The organism is Histidinibacterium lentulum, assembly GCF_003789055.1.
Classification (GTDB): domain Bacteria; phylum Pseudomonadota; class Alphaproteobacteria; order Rhodobacterales; family Rhodobacteraceae; genus Oceanicola; species Oceanicola lentulus.
Map to the genome: position 1 here is coordinate 152,353 of NZ_ML119084.1, position 18,074 is coordinate 170,426.

Sequence of the window (18,074 nt, forward strand, 5' to 3'; positions counted from 1 at the left end):
CCTCCCGGCCCCTCTCTGCCCGCGCCGGATACCGCCTGGAGGGTCCGCCATGCCTTGACCCCGATCAAGTCGAAAAGTTAGCGCATTCGCTAACTGTCTTGACAGCCCTCCCGGAATCGTGAACAGCTAGCTCCATGGCTAACAATCTCGATCAGGTTTTCTCGGCAATGGCCGACCCCACCCGGCGGGCGGTGATCGAGCGGCTCATCGAAGGCGGGCCCGCGCCCGTCTCGACGCTGCACGAGCCGCACGACATCGCCCTGCCGACCTTCCTGCGGCACCTGAAGGTGCTCGAGGCCTCGGGCCTCGTCCGCTCGGAGAAGCGGGGCCGCGTGCGAACGGTCCATATCGAGGCCGCCGCCGTGGCGGAGGCGGAGAACTGGCTGGCGCGGCAGCGCCGGCTCTGGGAACGCCGGCTCGACCGGCTGGAGGCGCTGGTGCGCGACATGGAGAAAGGACCCAAGACATGACAACGGACACGGACCACTTCACCCTGTCCCGCCACCTGCCCCTGCCACCCGACCGGCTCTGGCAGGTCCTGACGGACGCCCGCGCCCGCGAGCACTGGGGCGCCCCGACCGAGGGAATGGTGCTGAGCGTGGAGGTGACAGACCTGCGCGAGGGCGGGCTGGAACGGCACCGCTGCGGCCCTGCCGAGGCGCCGGACTTCATCGTGGACACGCGCTGGTACCGGCTCGACCCGCCCAGCCTCGCGGTCTTCACCGAGACGCTGCGCTTCGAGGGGATGACCGTGGGCACCAGCCTCGTGACCTACGCCCTGACACCGCAAGACGGCGGCACCGCGCTGGACCTCGCCGTCTCGCTCTCCTCCTTCTCCGGCCCCGAGGCCACGGCCGACTTCCGACTGGGCTGGGAGGGCGGTCTGGCAAATCTCGACCGCTACGTGGCCGCCCTCGCCACCGGGGCACCTGCATGACCGTGACCCACGAGAGCTTCGAGATCGAGCGCCGCATCAATGGCTGCCTCGATCACGTCTGGGCCGCGTGGACCGACCCCGCGCTCAAGCGCCGCTGGTTCGCCGCGGACGCGATGACGACCGACGACTACCGCATGGACTGCCGCGAGGGCGGCACGGAATACGGCCGCTTCACCATGGCCGACGGTCCGGGAAAGGGCGTCCACGAGAATGCAACGACCTACCTCGTCGTCCGCGAGAAGGAACTGCTCGTGACAGCCTACACCATGGCCTGGGACGGGCGCATCCACTCCGCCTCCCTTGCCACGATCCGCTTCAGCAACGACGGCGACGCCACGCGCCTCGCGATCCGCGAGGACGGTGCTTGGTTCGAGGACAGCGATGGCCCGGCCGGACGCAGGCACGGCACCGGCGTGCTGCTCGACGCACTGGAAACCGCACTTACCCAAGGACACCTCCAATGACCGACGACGACCTCGGCCCCACCGACCTCCTGCTGGAACGGCACCTGCCCGCCGCGCCGGAGACCGTCTACCGCTGCTGGACCGAGCCCGACCTCATCAGGCGCTTCTTCGCCCCCGCCCCGGGCCGCGTGCCCGAGGCGCTGGTCGAGCCCTGGCCCGGCGGCATCTTCCACGTCGTGATGGAATTCGACGAGCACGGCCGCATGGAGGGCGCGCCCGGCTGCGTGCTGATCGCCGAGCCCGGCCGCCGCTTCGCCTGGACCGATGCGCTGGGACCCCGGTTCCGGCCCAACCCGGAAAGCTTCTTCTCCGCCGACATCACCTTCACGGCGCAGGATGGCGGCTGCCTCTACCGCGTGATCGCGCGGCACGGCACCGAGGAAGCGGCACAGCGCCACGAGACCATGGGCTTCTCCGAGGGCTGGGGCGTTGTCGCCGACCAGCTGGGCCGTTTGGCCGCGTCGCTCTGAGGCTTGCAAATCCCGCGCGCGCCCGATTTGATCCGCGAGGTTCAATAGGGGGCGCGCGCTCTACGCCGCATCGACCGCGCGACAGGCCCTCCGGAAACGCGAGTAAGGCGGCCGGGTCATGCACGATGACCGTTACATTCTGGCTGAACGGCCAAGAGATGCGCGCGGAGGCCCTGCCCACGCGCACGCTTCTCGACTGGCTGCGCGAGACGCGCGGCCTCACAGGCACCAAGGAGGGCTGCAACGAGGGCGACTGCGGCGCCTGCACGGTCATGGTGACCGATGCGGCGGGCGCCCGCGCGCTCAATGCCTGCATCCTCTTCCTGCCGCAGCTTCAGGGCAAGGCGGTGCGCACCGTCGAGGGCCTCGCCGGCCCGGACGGCCGGATGCACCCCGTGCAGGAGGGGCTGGTGGCCCACCATGGCAGCCAGTGCGGGTTCTGCACGCCGGGGTTCGCCGTCTCCATGGCTGTGGGCCATCTCAACGCCCGGCGCGACCATGACGACGTGCTCGCGGGCAACCTCTGCCGCTGCACCGGCTACGCCCCCATCATCCGCGCCGCCCGAGCCGCCGAGGCGGCGCCGGTGCCCGAGTGGATGCGGCAGGACGCGGCGCTGGTGGCGGAGACGATTGCCGTTTCCCCCGCCGTCGCCCAGCCCGAAAGCGCGGACGAGCTCGCCGCATGGTGCCTCGCCCATCCCGGAGGCACGCTGATCGCCGGGGCCACGGACGTGGGGCTCTGGGTCACCAAGGGCTTTCGCGACCTCGGAGAGGTGGCCTTCCTTGGCCGCTGCGCCGATCTGAAACGGATCGAGGAGACCGAGGAGGGCCTCCGCATCGGCGCCGCCGTGTCGATGACCGATGTCTGGCAGGCCATGAAGACTCGCCAGCCCTCCTATGCCGAGCTGATCCGCCGCTACGGCTCGGACCAGGTCCGCAACGCCGCCACCATCGGCGGCAACATCGCGAACGGCTCTCCCATCGGCGACAACCCGCCCGCGCTGATCGCCCTCGGCGCCACGCTGCACCTGCGTCGGGGCGACGACCGCCGCGACCTGCCGCTCGAGGCGTTCTTTCTCGACTACGGCAAGCAGGACCGCCGGCCCGGCGAATTCGTCGAGGCTGTGACCGTGCCGCAGGCCGAGGCCCTGCGCTGCTACAAGATCTCCAAGCGCTTCGACCAGGACATCTCCGCCGTCTGCGGCTGTTTCAACGTGACGGTCGAGGACGGCCGCGTCACCGCCGCCCGCATCGCCTTCGGCGGGATGGCGGGCATCCCGAAACGCGCGGCGGCTGTCGAGGCCGCCGTAACCGGCCAGCCCTGGACAGAAGAGACCGTCGCCGCGGCCCTCCCCGCCATGGAGGAGGATTTCCAGCCGCTTTCGGACATGCGCGGCTCGGCGGCCTACCGGATGGCGGCCGCGAAGGGCCTCTTGCAACGCTACCATCTCGAGACGACCGGAACGCCCGTCTCTGTGCTGGAGCTGCGCCCGTGACCGTCGCGAAACCCCTGCCCCACGACGCCGCCGCGCTCCATGTCACGGGCCAGGCCCGCTATGTGGACGACATCCCCCTGCCCGCGGACACGGTGCACCTCGCCTTCGGCCTGTCGCAGATCGCGCGGGGCCGGATCACCGGAATGGACCTGTCCGCCGTCCGCGCCGCCCCCGGCGTGATCGCGGTGATGACCGCAGACGACCTGCCCTTCGCCAACGACGTCTCCCCCTCGATCCACGACGAGCCCCTGCTGGCGGACGGGACGATCCACCATGCCGGCCAGCCGGTGTTTCTCGTGATCGCCGAGAGCCACCTCGCCGCCCGCGCAGCGGCGCGTCTCGGTGTCGTCGCCTGCGACGAGGAAACACCGATCCTCACCGTGGAGGAGGCCCTCGCCGCCGACAGCCGCTTCGAGGGCGGGCCGGTGATCTGGGCCAAGGGCGACGTGGAGGCGGCGCTGGCCTCCGCGCCCGAGCGTCTGTCGGGCACGCTGCGCCTGGGCGGGCAGGAGCATTTCTACCTCGAGGGCCAGGCCGCGCTCGCCCTGCCGCAGGAAGGGGGCGACATGCATGTCGTCTCCTCCACCCAGCATCCCACGGAAATCCAGCACAAGGTGGCCGAGGCTCTCGGCCTGCCCATGCATGCCGTCCGCGTGGAATGCCGCCGCATGGGCGGCGGCTTCGGCGGCAAGGAAAGCCAGGGCAACGCGCTTGCCGTCGCCTGCGCCGTCGCCGCCCGCGCCACGGGACGGCCCGCCAAGATGCGCTACGATCGCGACGACGATTTCATCGTCACCGGCAAGCGCCACGATTTCCGCATCGACTACCGCGCGGGCTTCGACCGCGAGGGGCGGGTCCATGCGCTCGATTTCACCCAGCTCTGCCGCTGCGGCTGGGCGCAGGACCTGTCGCTCGCCGTGGCCGACCGGGCGATGCTTCATTCGGACAATGCCTACCGCATCGGCGCCCTGCGCGTGGCCTCGCACCGGCTGAAGACCAACACCCAGTCCGCCACCGCCTTCCGCGGCTTCGGCGGGCCCCAGGGGATGGCCGGAGTCGAGGCGGTGATGGACCGCATCGCCCGGCATCTCGGCATGGACGGGGTCGCGCTCCGCCGGCGGAATTTCTACGAGGCCGCCCGGGCAAGGGGGCCGTCTGCCCCCTCGGGGGAAAGCCGGGGCGCTCCCCCTTCCCCCGAGGATGTTTCCGGCCGGAAGAAGCAGGGCGAGGCGGACCTCACCTCCCGCGGCGCTACGAAGATCAGCTCGGGCACGGGCGCCGCACAGAGGTTCGGCGGCGCCCATTCGCCGCCCCCGCCGGGCGGAGCCAACGTCACCCATTACGGCATGGAGGTGACGGATTTCGAGCTCCACGCCATGACCGACCGCCTCCTCGAGACGAGCGACTATGCCGCCCGCCGCACCGCCATCGCGGACTGGAACGCAGGCAGCCCGGTCCTGAAACGCGGCCTCGCCTATGCGCCGGTCAAGTTCGGCATCTCCTTCACCCTCACCCATCTCAACCAGGCGGGCGCGCTGGTCCATGTCTACCAGGACGGCTCGATCCACCTGAACCACGGCGGCACCGAGATGGGACAGGGGCTGTTCCAGAAAGTGGCGCAGGTGACGGCCGAGCGGTTCGGCCTGCCGGTGGAGAGCGTGAAGATCACCGCCACCGACACCGCCAAGGTCCCCAACACCTCCGCCACCGCCGCCTCCTCGGGCTCGGATCTCAACGGGATGGCGGCACAGAACGCCGCGGACCAGATCCGCGACCGCATGGCCGCCTGTCTCGCGCCGCTCTACCAGGCCGAGCCCGCTGCCGTCCGTTTCGAAGACGGCGAGGTGGTCGTGGGCGAAGAGCGGATGCCCTTCGCCGAGGCCGCGCGGATCTGCTACATGAATCGCGTCAGCCTCTCCGCCGCCGGCTATTACCGCACGCCGGAGATCACCTGGGACCGCCTGCGGGGCCAGGGCCGGCCGTTCTACTACTTCGCCTATGGCTGCGCGGTGACAGAGGTGGTGATCGACACGCTGACGGGCGAGAACCGCATCCTGCGCGCCGATATCCTGCACGATTGCGGGCGGTCCCTGAACCCCGCCCTCGACCGCGGTCAGATCGAGGGCGGATATGTCCAGGGCGCGGGCTGGCTCACGACCGAGGAACTCGTGTGGGACGCGAAAGGCCGCCTGCGGACCCACGCCCCCTCCACATATAAGATCCCCGCCTGTTCCGACCGGCCCCAGGTCTTCGAGGTCGCGCTCTGGGACGGCGAGAACCGCTCGGAGACGGTCTACCGCTCCAAGGCCGTGGGCGAGCCGCCCTTCATGCTTGGCATCTCCGCCTGGCTGGCGCTGGCCGATGCCTGTGCCGCCTGCGGACCCCATGACCCGATGCTGAACGCCCCCGCCACCGCCGAGGAGGTGCTGGCCGCGGTGGGCCGGGCGCGGGGATGACCGGCATCCGGATCCGCGTCGCGCGCACCGCGGGATCTGTCCCGCGCGAGGCCGGGGCCGAGATGCTGGTGACCGCGGAAGGCACGGAAGGCACCATCGGCGGCGGCGCCCTCGAATGGCAGGCCATGGCCGAGGCCCGCGCCATGCTGGCGGACGGCCGGACCCGGATGGAACGGACATGGCCCCTCGGCCCGGCGCTGGGCCAGTGCTGCGGCGGGTCCGTGACCCTGAGCTTCGAGCGGGCCGAGAGCCTCGAACGGGCGACGGGCGCGCCCCTCTGGGTCTGGGGCGCAGGCCATGTGGGCCGGGCCATTGTCGCCACCATGGCGCCCCTGCCCGCCTTCGACATCACCTGGATCGACGCCGCGACAGATCGCTTTCCGCAGGAGACCCATGGCGTTACCGTCGTCCCTGCCGCGGACATGCCCCGCCTCGCCGCGCGCGCGCCGCGCGAGGCCCATCACCTGATCCTGACCTATTCCCACGAGATCGACCTCGCCCTCTGCCACGCGCTTCTCACGCGCGGGTTCGCCGGCGCGGGCCTCATCGGATCGGCCACGAAATGGGCGCGCTTCCGGTCGCGCCTCGCCGCGCTCGGCCATGAACGCGCTCAAATCTTGCGCATTGCCTGCCCGATAGGCGATCCTGCCCTCGGGAAACATCCCCAGGCCATTGCGGTGGGCGTCGCGGCGGCGCTACTGACGGCCACGCGGGATCAGGTAGGGGACCGGACCGGATGAGCGACGCGCTGCTGCGCCTCGACGGGGTGACAAAGGCCTATCCGGGCGTCGTCGCCAATGCCGATGTCTCCATGACCATCCGCCCCGGCGAAATCCACGCCCTGCTGGGAGAGAACGGCGCCGGCAAGTCGACGCTGGTCAAGGCGATCTACGGCCTCGTCACGCCCGACCGGGGCCGCATGACCCTCATGGGACGGCCCTACGCGCCCCACGATCCCCATGCCGCGCGCGCCGCCGGGGTGGCCATGGTCTTCCAGCATTTCTCGCTCTTCGACGCGCTCACCGTGGCCGAGAACGTGGCCCTCGGCATGGAGGATCCGCCGCCCTTCCGCACCCTCGCGGCCCGCATCCGGGAGGTCAGCGAGACCTACGGCCTGCCGCTCGACCCGTTCCGCACCGTGGGCGATCTCTCGGCGGGGGAACGCCAGCGGGTGGAGATCGTGCGCTGCCTCCTGCAGGACCCGAAGCTCCTGATCATGGACGAGCCCACCAGCGTGCTCACTCCGCAGGAGGTGGCGATCCTGTTCGAGACCCTGCGCAAGCTCTCCGCCGAGGGCACGGCGATCCTCTACATCTCCCACAAGCTCGAGGAGATCCGCGCGCTCTGCGAAAGCGCCACGATCCTGCGGCTGGGCCGGGTCGTGGCGACCTGCGACCCGCGCGAAACCTCGGCCCGCGCCATGGCCGAGATGATGGTGGGCGGCAGCCTCCATGTGCCCGCGCGCGACAGGGCCGAACCCGGCGCGGTGGTGCTGCGGATCGAGGGACTTTCCGCGGCCTCGCCCAGGGCTTTCGGGACGTCGCTCAAGGACGTCCGTCTCGAGGTCCGCCGCGGAGAGGTGCTGGGCATCGGCGGCGTCGCAGGCAACGGGCAGGACGAGCTTCTGGCCGCCCTCTCCGGCGAGATGACCGCGCCGCGGGGGCTGATCTTCTTCGAGGATCACGACGTCGGCCCCATGGGGCCCGACGCGCGCCGCGCGCTGGGGCTGCTCGCCGCTCCCGAAGAGAGGAACGGCCATGCCGCCGCCCCGGGGATGAGCCTGACGGAGAACGCCGCCCTCACGGGGCGCGTGCGCGAAGGGCTGACCCGGCGCGGCTTTCTCGACTGGGGGCGGGCCCGGGGCTTCGCGGCCTCGGTGATCGAGACCTTCGACGTGCGCACGCCCGGGACCGAGACCGCCGCCGGGGCGCTGTCGGGCGGGAACCTGCAGAAATTCGTGATCGGGCGGGAGATCCTGCAGCGGCCCGAGGTCCTGGTGGTGAACCAGCCCACCTGGGGCGTCGATGCCTCGGCGGCCGCCGCGATCCGGCAGGCGCTGCTCGACATCGCGGAGCGGGGCGCGGCGGTGGTGGCGATCAGCCAGGACCTCGACGAGCTGATGGAGATCTCCGACCGCTTCGCGGCGCTGAACGAGGGCCGCCTGTCGCCGCCGCGGCCTGCCGCCGGGCTGACGGTGGAGGAGATCGGGCTGATGCTGGGCGGGGCCCATGACATGGACGTGGCCCATGTGTGAGGCGCGGCGCGGTGTGTCGAGCGGGAGGTGGGTTGGAAACCCGCCCTACGGCGGGATGGCGCGCGGGGCGTCGCGGGTTGGAAACCCGCCCTACCTGAATTCCGGAGGGGGCGCGGGCGACCAGCCCGCGCCGCGGCCGCCCCTCCCCGGGGGCGGGCGCATGGCCGACGTCCCGCTCCGAACGGCCGTTCGGCGGGACGTCACGATAAAGCGCCCCGCTCGACCGGTGCAAAGCGCCCACCCAGGGGCGGCCCCGTCACGGGCTGATCGCAAGCACCGCCGCCCCGAAAGCCCCGCCCCATGATCGCCCTCGAGCGCCGCCCCCAGGCCTCGACGGCCTGGACCTGGGCCGCCCCCCTGATGGCCGTGGTCCTGACGATGATCTTCGGCGGGCTCCTCTTCGCCGCGCTCGGCAAGGACCCGCTCGTCGCCATCCGCACCATCTTCTGGGACCCGCTCTTCGGCGAGTTCGCCTCCTTCTACCGACCGCAGCTTCTGGTGAAGGGCGCGCCCCTCGTGCTCATCGCCATCGGCCTCAGCTTCGGCTTCCGGGCGGGGATCTGGAACATCGGGGCCGAGGGGCAGTACATCCTCGGCGCGATCTGCGGGGCCGCCGTGGGCCTCGCCCTCTACCCCTCCGAGGCGCGCTGGCTGATCTTCCCCCTGATGATCGCGGGCGGCGCCCTGGGCGGGTTTCTCTGGGCGATGATCCCGGGCCTCCTGAAGGTGCGCTTCAACGCCAACGAGATCCTCGTCTCGCTCATGCTCGTCTATGTGGCCGAGCAGCTTCTGGCGGCCATGGCCCTCGGCGCGCTGAAGAACCCCGAGGGCATGGGCTTTCCCGGAAGCCGCAACCTCGCCCAGTGGGACAGCTCCGTCAGCTGGATCGACCGTAGTGCCGGGCTGCACTGGGGCGTGCTCTTCGCGCTCGGCGCGGTGGTGGCGGCTTATGCGCTGATGGCGCGGCACGTCCTGGGCTTCCAGATCCGGCTGACCGGGCAGAGCCCCCGCGCCGCGGCCTTCGCCGGGGTGCGGCCGAACCGGCTGATCCTCGTCTGCCTCGGCCTCGCCGGCGCGCTCGCGGGCCTCGCGGGCATGTTCGAGGTGACGGGGCCGGCGGGACAGATCACCATCGACTTCAACGTGGGCTACGGCTTCACCGCGATCATCGTGGCCTTCCTCGGGCGGCTCCATCCCGTGGGCATCCTGCTGGCGGGCGGGATCATGGCGCTGACCTACATCGGCGGCGAGATCGCCCAGAACCAGCTCGGCACCCCCGCCGCGGCGATCCAGGTCTTCCAGGGGATGCTGCTGTTCTTCCTTCTCGCGGTGGATGTGCTCACCCACTACCGCCTGCGCCTCGGCCGCAAGGCCCCCGCCCCGGCGCCGCGTCCCGCGCCAGCCCCGGAGGCCGCCGAATGAATGCCGCGCGCCTCACGGGATGGCGGGCGGGGCGATGCGCCAGCGAGCGACGACCGGCAGCCTTGAGGCCCGCGCCATGATCGACCCCGCCCTCCTGATCGCGTCCCTCATGGTCGCCTCGACGCCCATCCTCCTTGCCGCCATCGGCGAGCTCGTGGTGGAACGCTCGGGCGTGCTGAACCTCGGCGTCGAGGGCATGATGATCACCGGCGCCATCTGCGGCATCGCCGCGGCGCTCTGGGCCGAGACCCCCTGGGCCGGGTTCCTCGCCGCGGCCGTGGGCGGGGCGCTCCTGTCGCTGCTCTTCGCCCTCCTCACGCAGGTGCTGATGTCGAACCAGGTCGCCACGGGCCTCGCGCTCACGCTCTTCGGCCTGGGCCTCTCGGCGCTCATCGGCCAGAGCTACAGCCAGATCCGCGCGCCCTCGCTGCAGCGCATCGACCTCGGCGCCCTGACCGACCTGCCCGTCGTGGGCCGTCTGCTCTTCGGGCAGGACCCGATGGTCTACATCTCGCTCCTGATCGTGGCGGGCACCTGGGCCTTCCTGCGCTTCAGCCGCGCCGGGCTGATCCTGCGCGCAGTGGGCGAGAACCACGACGCCGCCCATGCCCTCGGCTACAACGTGCGCCTCGTGCGGACCTGCGCCATCGCTTTCGGCGGTGCCTGCGCGGGGCTGGGCGGCGCCTATCTCAGCCTCGTGCGCGTGCCGCAATGGACCGACGGCATGACCGCTGGCGCGGGCTGGATCGCGCTCGCCATCGTCGTCTTCGCCTCCTGGCGGCCGTGGCGGCTCCTGCTCGGCGCCTATCTCTTCGGCGGCGTCACGGTGCTGCAGCTGAACCTGCAGGCGGGGGGCTTCGCCATCCCCGTCCAGTATCTCAGCATGAGCCCCTACATCGTCACCATCCTCGTCCTCGTCGTGATGAACGCGGGCCGCGCGCCCGGCTCGCTCGGCCGGACCTTCCACGCCTCGCACTGAGGCCTCACACCAACCAACAGGGGGACTGCCCATGACACTCAAGCATCTGCTCGCCGGGGCCGCGATGGCGCTCGGCACCATGGCCGCGGCACAGGACGATCCCGTGACCGTCGGCTTCGTCTACGTCGGCCCGATCGGCGACGGCGGCTGGACCTACGAGCACGACCGCGCCCGCCTCGCCGTCGAGGAGCATTTCGGCGACGCGGTGGAAACGGTCTACCAGGAAAGCGTGCCCGAAGGCCCCGACGCCGTGCGGGTGATGACCCAGATGGCGCTCAACGGCGCGGACCTGATCTTCACCACCTCCTTCGGCTACATGGACCAGACCATCGAGGTCGCCGAGCAGTTCCCGGACGTGAAGTTCGAGCACGCGACCGGCTACAAGCGCGCCGACAACGTGTCGACCTATTCCGCGCGCTTCTACGAGGGCCGGGCGATCCAGGGCCATATCGCGGGCCAGATCACGGAATCGAACATCATCGGCTACATCGGCTCCTACCCGATCCCCGAGGTGGTCCGCGGCATCAACTCGGCGTGGATCCACGCCCGCGAGGTGAACCCCGACGTCGAGTTCCGCATCGTCTGGGTCTACACCTGGTTCGATCCCGCGAAAGAGGCCGAGGCCGCCCGCGCCCTCATCGACCAGGGCGCAGACGTGATCCTGCAGCACACCGACTCGACCGCGCCCCAGGCCGCGGCGGCCGAGGCGGGCGGTGTCTACACCTTCGGCCAGGCCTCGGACATGGCGGAATTCGCACCGATGCCGCGGGTGTCCTCGATCATCGACGACTGGGCGCCCTACTACATCGACCGCGTGCAGGCCGTGATCGACGGCACCTGGGAATCGACCGACACCTGGGACGGCATCGGCCCCGGCATGGTCGGCATCGGCGAGATCACCGACGCAGTGCCCGAGGAGGTCCGCACCTCGGCGCTCGCCATGAAGGACGCCATCGCCTCGGGCGAATACCACCCCTTCACCGGCCCGCTGAACCGGCAGGACGGCACGCCCTGGCTCGCCGAGGGCGAGATCGCGGACGATGGCACGCTCCTCGGCATGGACTTCTACGTCGAGGGCCTGACGGGCGACATCCCGCAGTAAGCCGCCGCCGGTCGCGCGGACGACCGCTCGAAGGGCAGGCCCCCGGGCCTGCCCTTGCCGTATCCGGCTGCGGGCCGCGCAACCGCCCTTGTTCTCCGGCGGACCATCGGTCAGAGCGACGGCATGGCAGCTCGTCAGGACAGATTCGCGAAACGGACGCGACGCCGGGCGGAGGACGTCCTTCACCGCCTCGCGGTCCGTGTCTACGGCGCCTGGATGGCATTCGCCTGGCGGACGATCCGCTGGGACAGGCAGGGCCTCGCCCCGTGGGAGGAGGCGCTGCGCGGCGGATCCCCCTTCGTCCTGGCGTCCTGGCACGGGCGGCTGTCCATGGTCCCCTATGTGTTCGACTGGCGCCGGTTGCCGTTCACGGTCCTCGCATTCGAGCATCCCGCGGCGCGCCTCGTGTCCCATGGCCTGCCGCGCCTCGGCATCGAGGTGGTCGAGGTCCCGAAGCGCGGCTCGCGGCGGCCCGCGGTAACGGCGGCCATCGCCGCGGTGCGGGCCGGGCGATGCCTCGGCCTCACGCCCGACGGCCCGGCCGGACCCGCCTTCGAGGCAAAGGCCGGGGTCATCGACATCGCCGCGCTGACCGGCGCCCCGGTGGTGCCGATCTCCTTTTCCGCCCGTCCCCGGATCGTGGCGCGAAGCTGGGACAGGTTCGTGCTGCCGCTGCCGTTCGGCCGCGGCACCATCCGGATGGGCGCGGCGATCCCGGTCCCCAAGGGCATGGACCCGGCCACGCGCGAAACGGTCCGCGCCCGGATCGAGGCCGCGCTCGACGCGCTCGACGCGGAATGCGACGCCGCAATGGGCCAGCGCCCGATCCCGCGCAGGCGCCGGGCCCCCGCCTCCGACCAGGAGCTGACCTGACCCCGGGCGGGCATCGGGCCGAGCGGATCACGGGCCTGTGCACGCGCGCCTCGCATCCCCTCTTCCGCCCGGAGCGGGGACGTGGCAGCCTCCGCGCCATGCTGATCCGTCCCTCCTCCGCCGTCCGTCCCGCGATCCCCCCGGCGCCGCTTCGGTCGCCCCGGACCCGCGCCGGGACGCCCGCCCCGCCATGCCGCTGAACCGCCGCGCCTTCCTGGCCGCAAGCGCGGGCAGCCTCGCCCTCGCCGCCTGCGGCTCCCGGACCGCCGCGCCCGCCCGCGGCGCCAGCGCCGCCGCAACGACACCCCGCGCCTTCGCGGGCCGCCCCTCGGGCTGGGGCGACGACAACCCCCACGACTGGATCGGCCGCGATCCCTACGGCTATCCGGTCCACGGCATCAATGTCAGCCGCTGGAACGGGTCCTCGGACTGGCAGACCGCAGCAGGGGCCGGAGTCTCCTTCGCCTTCATCAAGGCCACCGAGGGCGGCGACCTCCTCGACCCGCTCTTCGCCGAGCACTGGAACCGCAGCGCCGCGGCGGGCATCCCCCACGGCGCGTTCCATTTCTGGTATCACTGCCGCGACGGCGAGAGCCAGGCACGCTGGTTCATCCGGAACGTGCCGCGCCAGCCCGGGATGCTGCCCCCGGTGCTCGACATGGAATGGACACCGTTCTCCCCCACCTGCACCCGCCGCGCCCCCGCCGCCGAGATCCGCCGCGAGATGCAGACATGGCTGCGGATCGTGGGCGATCACTACGGCCAGCGTCCGCTGATCTACGTTGTGCCCGACTTCTTCGACGACGTGGGCCTCGCCAGCTTCACCGGCTACGAATGGTGGCTCCGGTCCACCGCCGCGCACCCGTCCGAACGCTATCCCGGCACGCCCTGGCGGGTCTGGCAGTATTCCGGCACCGGCCGGGTGCCGGGCTTCGCGACCCGCACCGATCTCAACACCTTCAACGGATCCCCCCAGACCTTCGCCGAATGGCGCACCGCCCGGAGCGTTGCCTGAGAGACCCTCAGGCGACCGCGGCGCGGAACTCCCGGCGTCTCAGCGACAGGTCATCCGCTTCCGCCCGGCCCCGAGCTCTGGAATCAGGGCGTAAAGCTCCGCCCGGGCCTCGCCGTCCGGCGCCGCGATGGCCTCCGCGCCGGGATGGAGGCTCTCCCCGCCGGAGGGACGCCCGCGCGCCACACGCCGCGCGCGGCCCGCGATCGGACCGCCCCGCGGGACGGCGGGCGGGGCGATCCGGCCCACCGGGCCGGGAGCGCCGTCCCGCCGCCGCCTCAGCCGTCCGCGCGCAACCGCGCGTTCTCCGGATCGTAGGGGCTGTCCCGCTGCACCTCGGCGGACCACAGCCGGTCCAGCATCTTCACCTCGAGCCGCGTGCCCGGCGCGGCCAGATCGGGCCGTACATAGCCCATCCCGATGGACGTGCCGAAGGCCACGGAATACCCGCCCGAGGTCAGCCGCCCGACCCGCTCACCGCCCGCATAGAGCGCCTCCCTTCCCCAGGGATCGGCATCCTCGGGCCCGTCGATCAGCACGGTCACGCAGGTCGACCGGATACCCGTCGCCTCCATCGCCGCCTTTCCGTGGAACTCCTTCGACAGGTCCACGAACCGCGGCAGATCCGCCTCGAGCGGCGTCGCGTCCCGTCCCAGCTCGCTGCCGAAGGCGCGATAGCTCTTCTCCTGCCTCAGCCAGTTCTGCGCCCGCGCGCCGACAAGCCTCAGCCCCTCCGCCTCGCCCGCCTCCATCAGCCGGTCCCAGAGGTGGTTCTGCATCTCGATCGGATGATGCAGCTCCCAGCCGAGCTCGCCCGTATAGGCCACCCGGATCGCCGTCACCGGCACCATGCCCAGCTCGATGTTGCGCGCCGAAAGCCACGGGAACCGCTTGTTCGACAGCGCCGTCCCCGGGTCCGCATCGCGGATCAGCCGGCCCAGGACCGCCCGCGACCGCGGCCCGGCGATGGCGAAGACCCCGTATTGCGTGGTGACATCGGAGACCATCACCCCCGGGTTGCCCGCGGCGACCCAGTCCTCCGCGGCCCGGATCAGGGCATCGCCGTCATAGGCCGCCCAGGCCCCGGCGGAGACGAGGTAATAGCTCTGCTCCCCGGTCCGCAGAACCGTGTATTCCGTCCGCACCGTGCCATGGGAGGTCAGCGCGTAGGTCAGGCTGATCCGTCCCACCTTGGGCAGGCGGTTGCAGGTGAACCGGTCGAGGAAGTCCGTGGCGCCGGGCCCCTTCACCACATGCTTGGCAAAGGCGGTGGCGTCGATCAGCCCCACCCCCTCGCGGATCGCCCTCGCCTCCTCGACCGCATGGGGCCACCAGCCGCCCCTCCGGAACGAGCGCGCGTCGTGATCGAACCCCTCGGGCGCATCCACCGGGCCATAGTAGTTCGGCCGCTCCCATCCGTTCACCTGTCCGAACTGCGCGCCCCGCGCCTTCTGCCGGTCGTAGGCCGGCGAGGTGCGCAGGGGCCGGCAGGCCGGCCGCTCCTCGTCGGGATGGTGCAGGATGTAGACGTGTTCGTAGGCCTCCTCGTTCTTGCGGGCGGCATACTCGGTCGTCATCCACGGCCCGTAGCGCCGCGGATCGAGCGAGGCCATGTCGATCTCGGCCTCGCCCTCGACGATGAGATCGGCGAGGTACTTCCCCGCGCCCCCCGCCGCCGTGATCCCGAAGGAAAACCCCTCGGCGAGCCACATGTTGCGCAGCCCCGGCGCGGGGCCGAGCAGCGGGTTGCCGTCGGGCGTGTAGCAGATCGGCCCGTTGTAATCGTCCTTCAGCCCCACCTCCTCCGAGGACGGGATCCGGTGGATCATCGACATGTACTCCGCCTCGATCCGCTCGAGATCGAGCGGAAAGAGATCGGCGCGGAAACTCTCGGGCACATCGTAGAGGAACCGCGCCGGCGCGCCCCTCTCGTAGGGGCCGAGGATCCAGCCGCCCCGTTCCTCCCGGACATACCACTTGGCGTCCGCATCCCGCAGCACCGGGTGCTGCTCGTTGGTCTTCCGCCACTCCACCAGCGCCGGGTCCGGCTCGGTGACGATGAACTGGTGCTCCACCGGGATCGCCGGGATCCTGATCCCCAGAAGCCGCGCCGTGCGCTGGGCATGGTTGCCCGTGGCCGTCACCACATGCTCGGCCTCGATCACCACCCGCTCGTCCGAGGGCACGAGATTGCCGCCCTTCTCCACCATCTTCGTCGCGGTCACCCGCCAGGCGGCACCCGTCCACTCGTAGCCGTCCACCTGCCACTTGCGCTCGATCGCGACACCCCTCTGCCGGGCGCCGCGCGCCATGGCCATGGTGACATCGGCCGGGTTTATGTAGCCGTCCGTCGGATGATGGAGCGCGCCGACGAGATCGTCCGTGCGCACCAGCGGCCAGCGCGCGCCGATCTCCTTCGGCGTCAGCCACTCGTAGGGCACGCCGCAGGTCTCGGCGGTCGTGGCATAGAGCATGTATTCGTCCATGCGCTCGCGGGTCTGCGCCATGCGCAGGTTGCCCACGACGAAGAAGCCCGGGTTCAGCCCGGTCTCCTCCTCGAGCCCCTTGTAGAAGCGGATCGAGTAGTCGTGGATATGGGTCGTCGCATAGGACATGTTGAAATAGGGCAGGAGCCCCGCCGCATGCCAGGTCGAGCCCGAGGTCAGCTCGTCCCGTTCCAGCAGCATCACGTCGGACCAGCCCGCGCGGGCGAGGTGATAGGCGATCGAGGTGCCGACGGCACCCCCACCGACGACGAGGGCACGGACCTGGGTCTTCATCTCGCGGGCAGCTCCCAAAGCGGACAGTTGCCCCTCCATCGCAGGGATCGCTCCGCCCCCCTCCGGTGCATTCGACCGAACGCCGCCCGAAAGCGACACGCCTCCGCCCCGCACCAGCGCCCCGCCCCCCGCATTTTCTGGCCGGAAGTATCCTGGGGGGGACCGGCGAAAGCCCCCGGCTTTCGCCGGTGGGGGGCAAGGCCCCCCTCCTGCCCTGCGCCGCCAAAGGCGGCGGAGGGCGCAACCGGCGCGGCCGCAGGCCGCACCGCAAACCGGTCCCTGCCACGAAAAAGGGCGGCCCGAAGACCGCCCCCTCCCATGATCCGATGACAGACCTCAGCGCTTCGAGAACTGGAAGCTCTTCCGGGCCTTCGCGCGGCCGTACTTCTTGCGCTCCACCACGCGGCTGTCGCGGGTCAGGAAGCCCGCGGCCTTCAGCGGCGCGCGCAGGGACGGATCGTAGAGCTGCAGCGCCTTCGAGATGCCGTGCTTCACGGCGCCCGCCTGGCCCGACAGACCGCCGCCCTTGACCGTGGCCATGACGTCGAACTGCCCGTCGACACCGGCGACGGTGAAGGGCTGGCGCAGGATCATCTGAAGCACCGGCCGGGCGAAATAGGCATTGAGCTCGCGGCCGTTGACGGTGACCTTGCCCGATCCCGGCTTGATCCAGACGCGGGCGACCGCGTCCTTGCGCTTGCCGGTGGCATAGGAGCGGCCCAGCGCGTCGCGCACGGGCTCGCGGGGGGCGTCGGGCTGGGGCGCGAGATCGCCGGAAACGGCGCGGTCCAGCTCGCCCAGGGAAGTGACTTGCTCGGCCATTATTTCGCGGTCCTCGTGTTCTTGGAATTCATGGACTTCACGTCCAGAACCTCGGGCTTCTGGGCGTCCATGCCATGCTCGGCGCCGGCGAAGACGCGCAGGTGGGTCATCTGCTTGCGCGACAGGCGGTTGGACGGCAGCATCCGCTTCACGGCCTGCATCACGACCCGCTCGGGATAGGCGCCCTCGAGGATCTGGCCCGTGGTGCGCGACTTGATGCCGCCCGGGTAGCCCGTGTGCCAGTAGTTGGGCTTGTCGCGCTTGTTGCCCGTCAGCTGCACCTTGTCGGCGTTGATGACGATCACGTTGTCGCCCATGTCCATGTGCGGCGTGAAGGTGGGCTTGTGCTTGCCCCGAAGGCGCATGGCGATGATCGAGGCAAGACGGCCGAGAACGACGCCCTCGGCGTCGATCACGATCCATTTCTTGTCGATATCCGCCGGTGTCGCGGAGAAGGTTTTCATCATTCGGTTCCTGATACGGCGACCGCGCGCCCCTCAGGGGACGCGCGGCATGGAGACGATGGCGGGGTTATAGCGATGCGTCCGTCCGCGTCAAGCGCACATGCGCCGAGTTTCAACAGCCTTTTCAGCGACTTGCAATAACGGTATCAATTTACCCCATCCGCCCGCCGTCACCGCAGCGCCTGGTCCTCCTCCGGCCGCCAGATCAGCGACTGCACCGTGTAGACGAGAATCGCCGCGCCCACGGCACCCATCGCCGCCACGCCGAGCAGCACCAGAAGGTCCACCGGCCCGCCAAGGTCGCGGAAGCCCGAATTCGTCACCTGCTGCACGAAGAGAACCGCCGCGATGGCGCCCGGGATCATGGCGATCTGCGCCACGAGGTACTTGCGCCAGCTCACCCTCCGGTCCCGGATCAGGACGTAGAGATAGCCCGCCGTGATCGCGACCGCCGCCGCGACCATCACCCAGAACAGCGCGCGCCCGAAGATCTCCTCGAAGACCGCGATCATCGTGCCCAGTGTCAGTTCTTCCATGGTCAGA

Annotated in this window: 17 protein-coding genes; 13 read left to right on the top strand and 4 right to left on the bottom strand. The window is 70.8% G+C overall.

What is annotated here, in order from left to right; genetic code table 11:
- Positions 1-134 precede the first annotated feature (134 nt).
- From EAT49_RS08980 to EAT49_RS09040, 13 genes are all read left to right on the top strand, one after another.
- Positions 135-470 carry an ArsR/SmtB family transcription factor gene (locus EAT49_RS08980; RefSeq protein WP_123641985.1) on the top strand — a complete coding sequence of 112 codons (336 nt, stop codon included), beginning with the start codon at positions 135-137 and terminating at the stop codon, positions 468-470.
- Positions 467-937, top strand: coding sequence for an SRPBCC domain-containing protein (locus EAT49_RS08985; protein WP_123641986.1), 471 nt, complete (start codon positions 467-469; stop codon positions 935-937). The genes EAT49_RS08980 and EAT49_RS08985 overlap by 4 nt, the downstream gene beginning before the upstream one ends.
- Entirely contained in the window at positions 934-1,401 is a 468-nt protein-coding gene (locus EAT49_RS08990; RefSeq protein ID WP_123641987.1) for an SRPBCC domain-containing protein, read from the top strand. The genes EAT49_RS08985 and EAT49_RS08990 overlap by 4 nt, the downstream gene beginning before the upstream one ends.
- A complete protein-coding gene (locus EAT49_RS08995; protein WP_123641988.1) occupies positions 1,398-1,871 on the top strand; it encodes an SRPBCC domain-containing protein in 474 nt (157 codons plus the stop codon). Before EAT49_RS08990 ends, EAT49_RS08995 begins: the two co-directional genes overlap by 4 nt.
- Positions 1,872-1,996: 125 nt before the next feature.
- The gene (gene xdhA, locus EAT49_RS09000; protein ID WP_123641989.1) at positions 1,997-3,367 is read left to right on the top strand and encodes a xanthine dehydrogenase small subunit; all 1,371 of its coding nucleotides are present in this window, start codon (positions 1,997-1,999) and stop codon (positions 3,365-3,367) included.
- Positions 3,364-5,823, top strand: a complete 2,460-nt coding sequence (locus tag EAT49_RS09005) for a xanthine dehydrogenase molybdopterin binding subunit (RefSeq protein ID WP_123641990.1) — start codon at positions 3,364-3,366, stop codon at positions 5,821-5,823. Before xdhA ends, EAT49_RS09005 begins: the two co-directional genes overlap by 4 nt.
- Positions 5,820-6,563, top strand: a complete 744-nt coding sequence (xdhC, locus tag EAT49_RS09010; protein WP_123641991.1) for a xanthine dehydrogenase accessory protein XdhC — start codon at positions 5,820-5,822, stop codon at positions 6,561-6,563. The genes EAT49_RS09005 and xdhC overlap by 4 nt, the downstream gene beginning before the upstream one ends.
- Positions 6,560-8,077, top strand: coding sequence for an ABC transporter ATP-binding protein (locus EAT49_RS09015; RefSeq protein WP_123641992.1), 1,518 nt, complete (start codon positions 6,560-6,562; stop codon positions 8,075-8,077). The genes xdhC and EAT49_RS09015 overlap by 4 nt, the downstream gene beginning before the upstream one ends.
- 300 nt (positions 8,078-8,377) lie before the next feature.
- Complete coding sequence (locus EAT49_RS09020; protein ID WP_123641993.1) at positions 8,378-9,499, top strand: ABC transporter permease; 1,122 nt, start codon at positions 8,378-8,380, stop codon at positions 9,497-9,499.
- Between the two features lie 76 nt (positions 9,500-9,575).
- A complete protein-coding gene (locus EAT49_RS09025) occupies positions 9,576-10,478 on the top strand; it encodes an ABC transporter permease (protein ID WP_123641994.1) in 903 nt (300 codons plus the stop codon).
- Between the two features lie 31 nt (positions 10,479-10,509).
- Positions 10,510-11,580, top strand: coding sequence for a BMP family ABC transporter substrate-binding protein (locus tag EAT49_RS09030; RefSeq protein WP_123641995.1), 1,071 nt, complete (start codon positions 10,510-10,512; stop codon positions 11,578-11,580).
- 123 nt (positions 11,581-11,703) lie between these two features.
- Positions 11,704-12,453 carry a lysophospholipid acyltransferase family protein gene (locus EAT49_RS09035; protein WP_123641996.1) on the top strand — a complete coding sequence of 250 codons (750 nt, stop codon included), beginning with the start codon at positions 11,704-11,706 and terminating at the stop codon, positions 12,451-12,453.
- Positions 12,454-12,643: 190 nt separating this feature from the next.
- A complete protein-coding gene (locus tag EAT49_RS09040; protein WP_123641997.1) occupies positions 12,644-13,468 on the top strand; it encodes a glycoside hydrolase family 25 protein in 825 nt (274 codons plus the stop codon).
- A 275-nt stretch (positions 13,469-13,743) separates the two neighbouring features.
- Here the strand turns inward: EAT49_RS09040 and EAT49_RS09045 are convergent, their stop codons facing one another.
- The 4 genes from EAT49_RS09045 to EAT49_RS09060 form a co-directional block, all read right to left on the bottom strand.
- Positions 13,744-16,245, bottom strand: a complete 2,502-nt coding sequence (locus EAT49_RS09045) for a GcvT family protein (RefSeq protein ID WP_123641998.1) — start codon at positions 16,243-16,245, stop codon at positions 13,744-13,746.
- 336 nt (positions 16,246-16,581) lie between these two features.
- The gene (gene rpsI / locus EAT49_RS09050) at positions 16,582-17,067 is read right to left on the bottom strand and encodes a 30S ribosomal protein S9 (protein ID WP_123641999.1); all 486 of its coding nucleotides are present in this window, start codon (positions 17,065-17,067) and stop codon (positions 16,582-16,584) included.
- Positions 17,067-17,531 (bottom strand): 50S ribosomal protein L13, encoded by a 465-nt coding sequence (gene rplM / locus EAT49_RS09055; RefSeq protein ID WP_123642000.1) that lies wholly within the window; start codon positions 17,529-17,531, stop codon positions 17,067-17,069. The genes rpsI and rplM overlap by 1 nt, the downstream gene beginning before the upstream one ends.
- A 170-nt stretch (positions 17,532-17,701) precedes the next feature.
- Positions 17,702-18,067: a DUF5368 domain-containing protein gene (locus tag EAT49_RS09060; RefSeq protein WP_123642001.1), complete on the bottom strand. Its 366-nt coding sequence runs from the start codon at positions 18,065-18,067 to the stop codon at positions 17,702-17,704.
- Positions 18,068-18,074 lie beyond the last annotated feature (7 nt).

What these genes read in the sequence shown, in the direction of transcription:
- EAT49_RS08980 (WP_123641985.1), top strand. Translation starts at nt 135, where the DNA reads ATGGCTAACAATCTCGATCAGGTTTTCTCGGCAATGGCCGACCCCACC.
- EAT49_RS08985 (WP_123641986.1), top strand. Translation starts at nt 467, where the DNA reads ATGACAACGGACACGGACCACTTCACCCTGTCCCGCCACCTGCCCCTG.
- EAT49_RS08990 (WP_123641987.1), top strand. Translation starts at nt 934, where the DNA reads ATGACCGTGACCCACGAGAGCTTCGAGATCGAGCGCCGCATCAATGGC.
- EAT49_RS08995 (WP_123641988.1), top strand. Translation starts at nt 1,398, where the DNA reads ATGACCGACGACGACCTCGGCCCCACCGACCTCCTGCTGGAACGGCAC.
- xdhA (WP_123641989.1), top strand. Translation starts at nt 1,997, where the DNA reads ATGACCGTTACATTCTGGCTGAACGGCCAAGAGATGCGCGCGGAGGCC.
- xdhC (WP_123641991.1), top strand. Translation starts at nt 5,820, where the DNA reads ATGACCGGCATCCGGATCCGCGTCGCGCGCACCGCGGGATCTGTCCCG.
- EAT49_RS09015 (WP_123641992.1), top strand. Translation starts at nt 6,560, where the DNA reads ATGAGCGACGCGCTGCTGCGCCTCGACGGGGTGACAAAGGCCTATCCG.
- EAT49_RS09020 (WP_123641993.1), top strand. Translation starts at nt 8,378, where the DNA reads ATGATCGCCCTCGAGCGCCGCCCCCAGGCCTCGACGGCCTGGACCTGG.
- EAT49_RS09025 (WP_123641994.1), top strand. Translation starts at nt 9,576, where the DNA reads ATGATCGACCCCGCCCTCCTGATCGCGTCCCTCATGGTCGCCTCGACG.
- EAT49_RS09030 (WP_123641995.1), top strand. Translation starts at nt 10,510, where the DNA reads ATGACACTCAAGCATCTGCTCGCCGGGGCCGCGATGGCGCTCGGCACC.
- EAT49_RS09035 (WP_123641996.1), top strand. Translation starts at nt 11,704, where the DNA reads ATGGCAGCTCGTCAGGACAGATTCGCGAAACGGACGCGACGCCGGGCG.
- EAT49_RS09040 (WP_123641997.1), top strand. Translation starts at nt 12,644, where the DNA reads ATGCCGCTGAACCGCCGCGCCTTCCTGGCCGCAAGCGCGGGCAGCCTC.
- EAT49_RS09045 (WP_123641998.1), bottom strand. Translation starts at nt 16,245, where the DNA reads ATGAAGACCCAGGTCCGTGCCCTCGTCGTCGGTGGGGGTGCCGTCGGC.
- rpsI (WP_123641999.1), bottom strand. Translation starts at nt 17,067, where the DNA reads ATGGCCGAGCAAGTCACTTCCCTGGGCGAGCTGGACCGCGCCGTTTCC.
- rplM (WP_123642000.1), bottom strand. Translation starts at nt 17,531, where the DNA reads ATGAAAACCTTCTCCGCGACACCGGCGGATATCGACAAGAAATGGATC.
- EAT49_RS09060 (WP_123642001.1), bottom strand. Translation starts at nt 18,067, where the DNA reads ATGGAAGAACTGACACTGGGCACGATGATCGCGGTCTTCGAGGAGATC.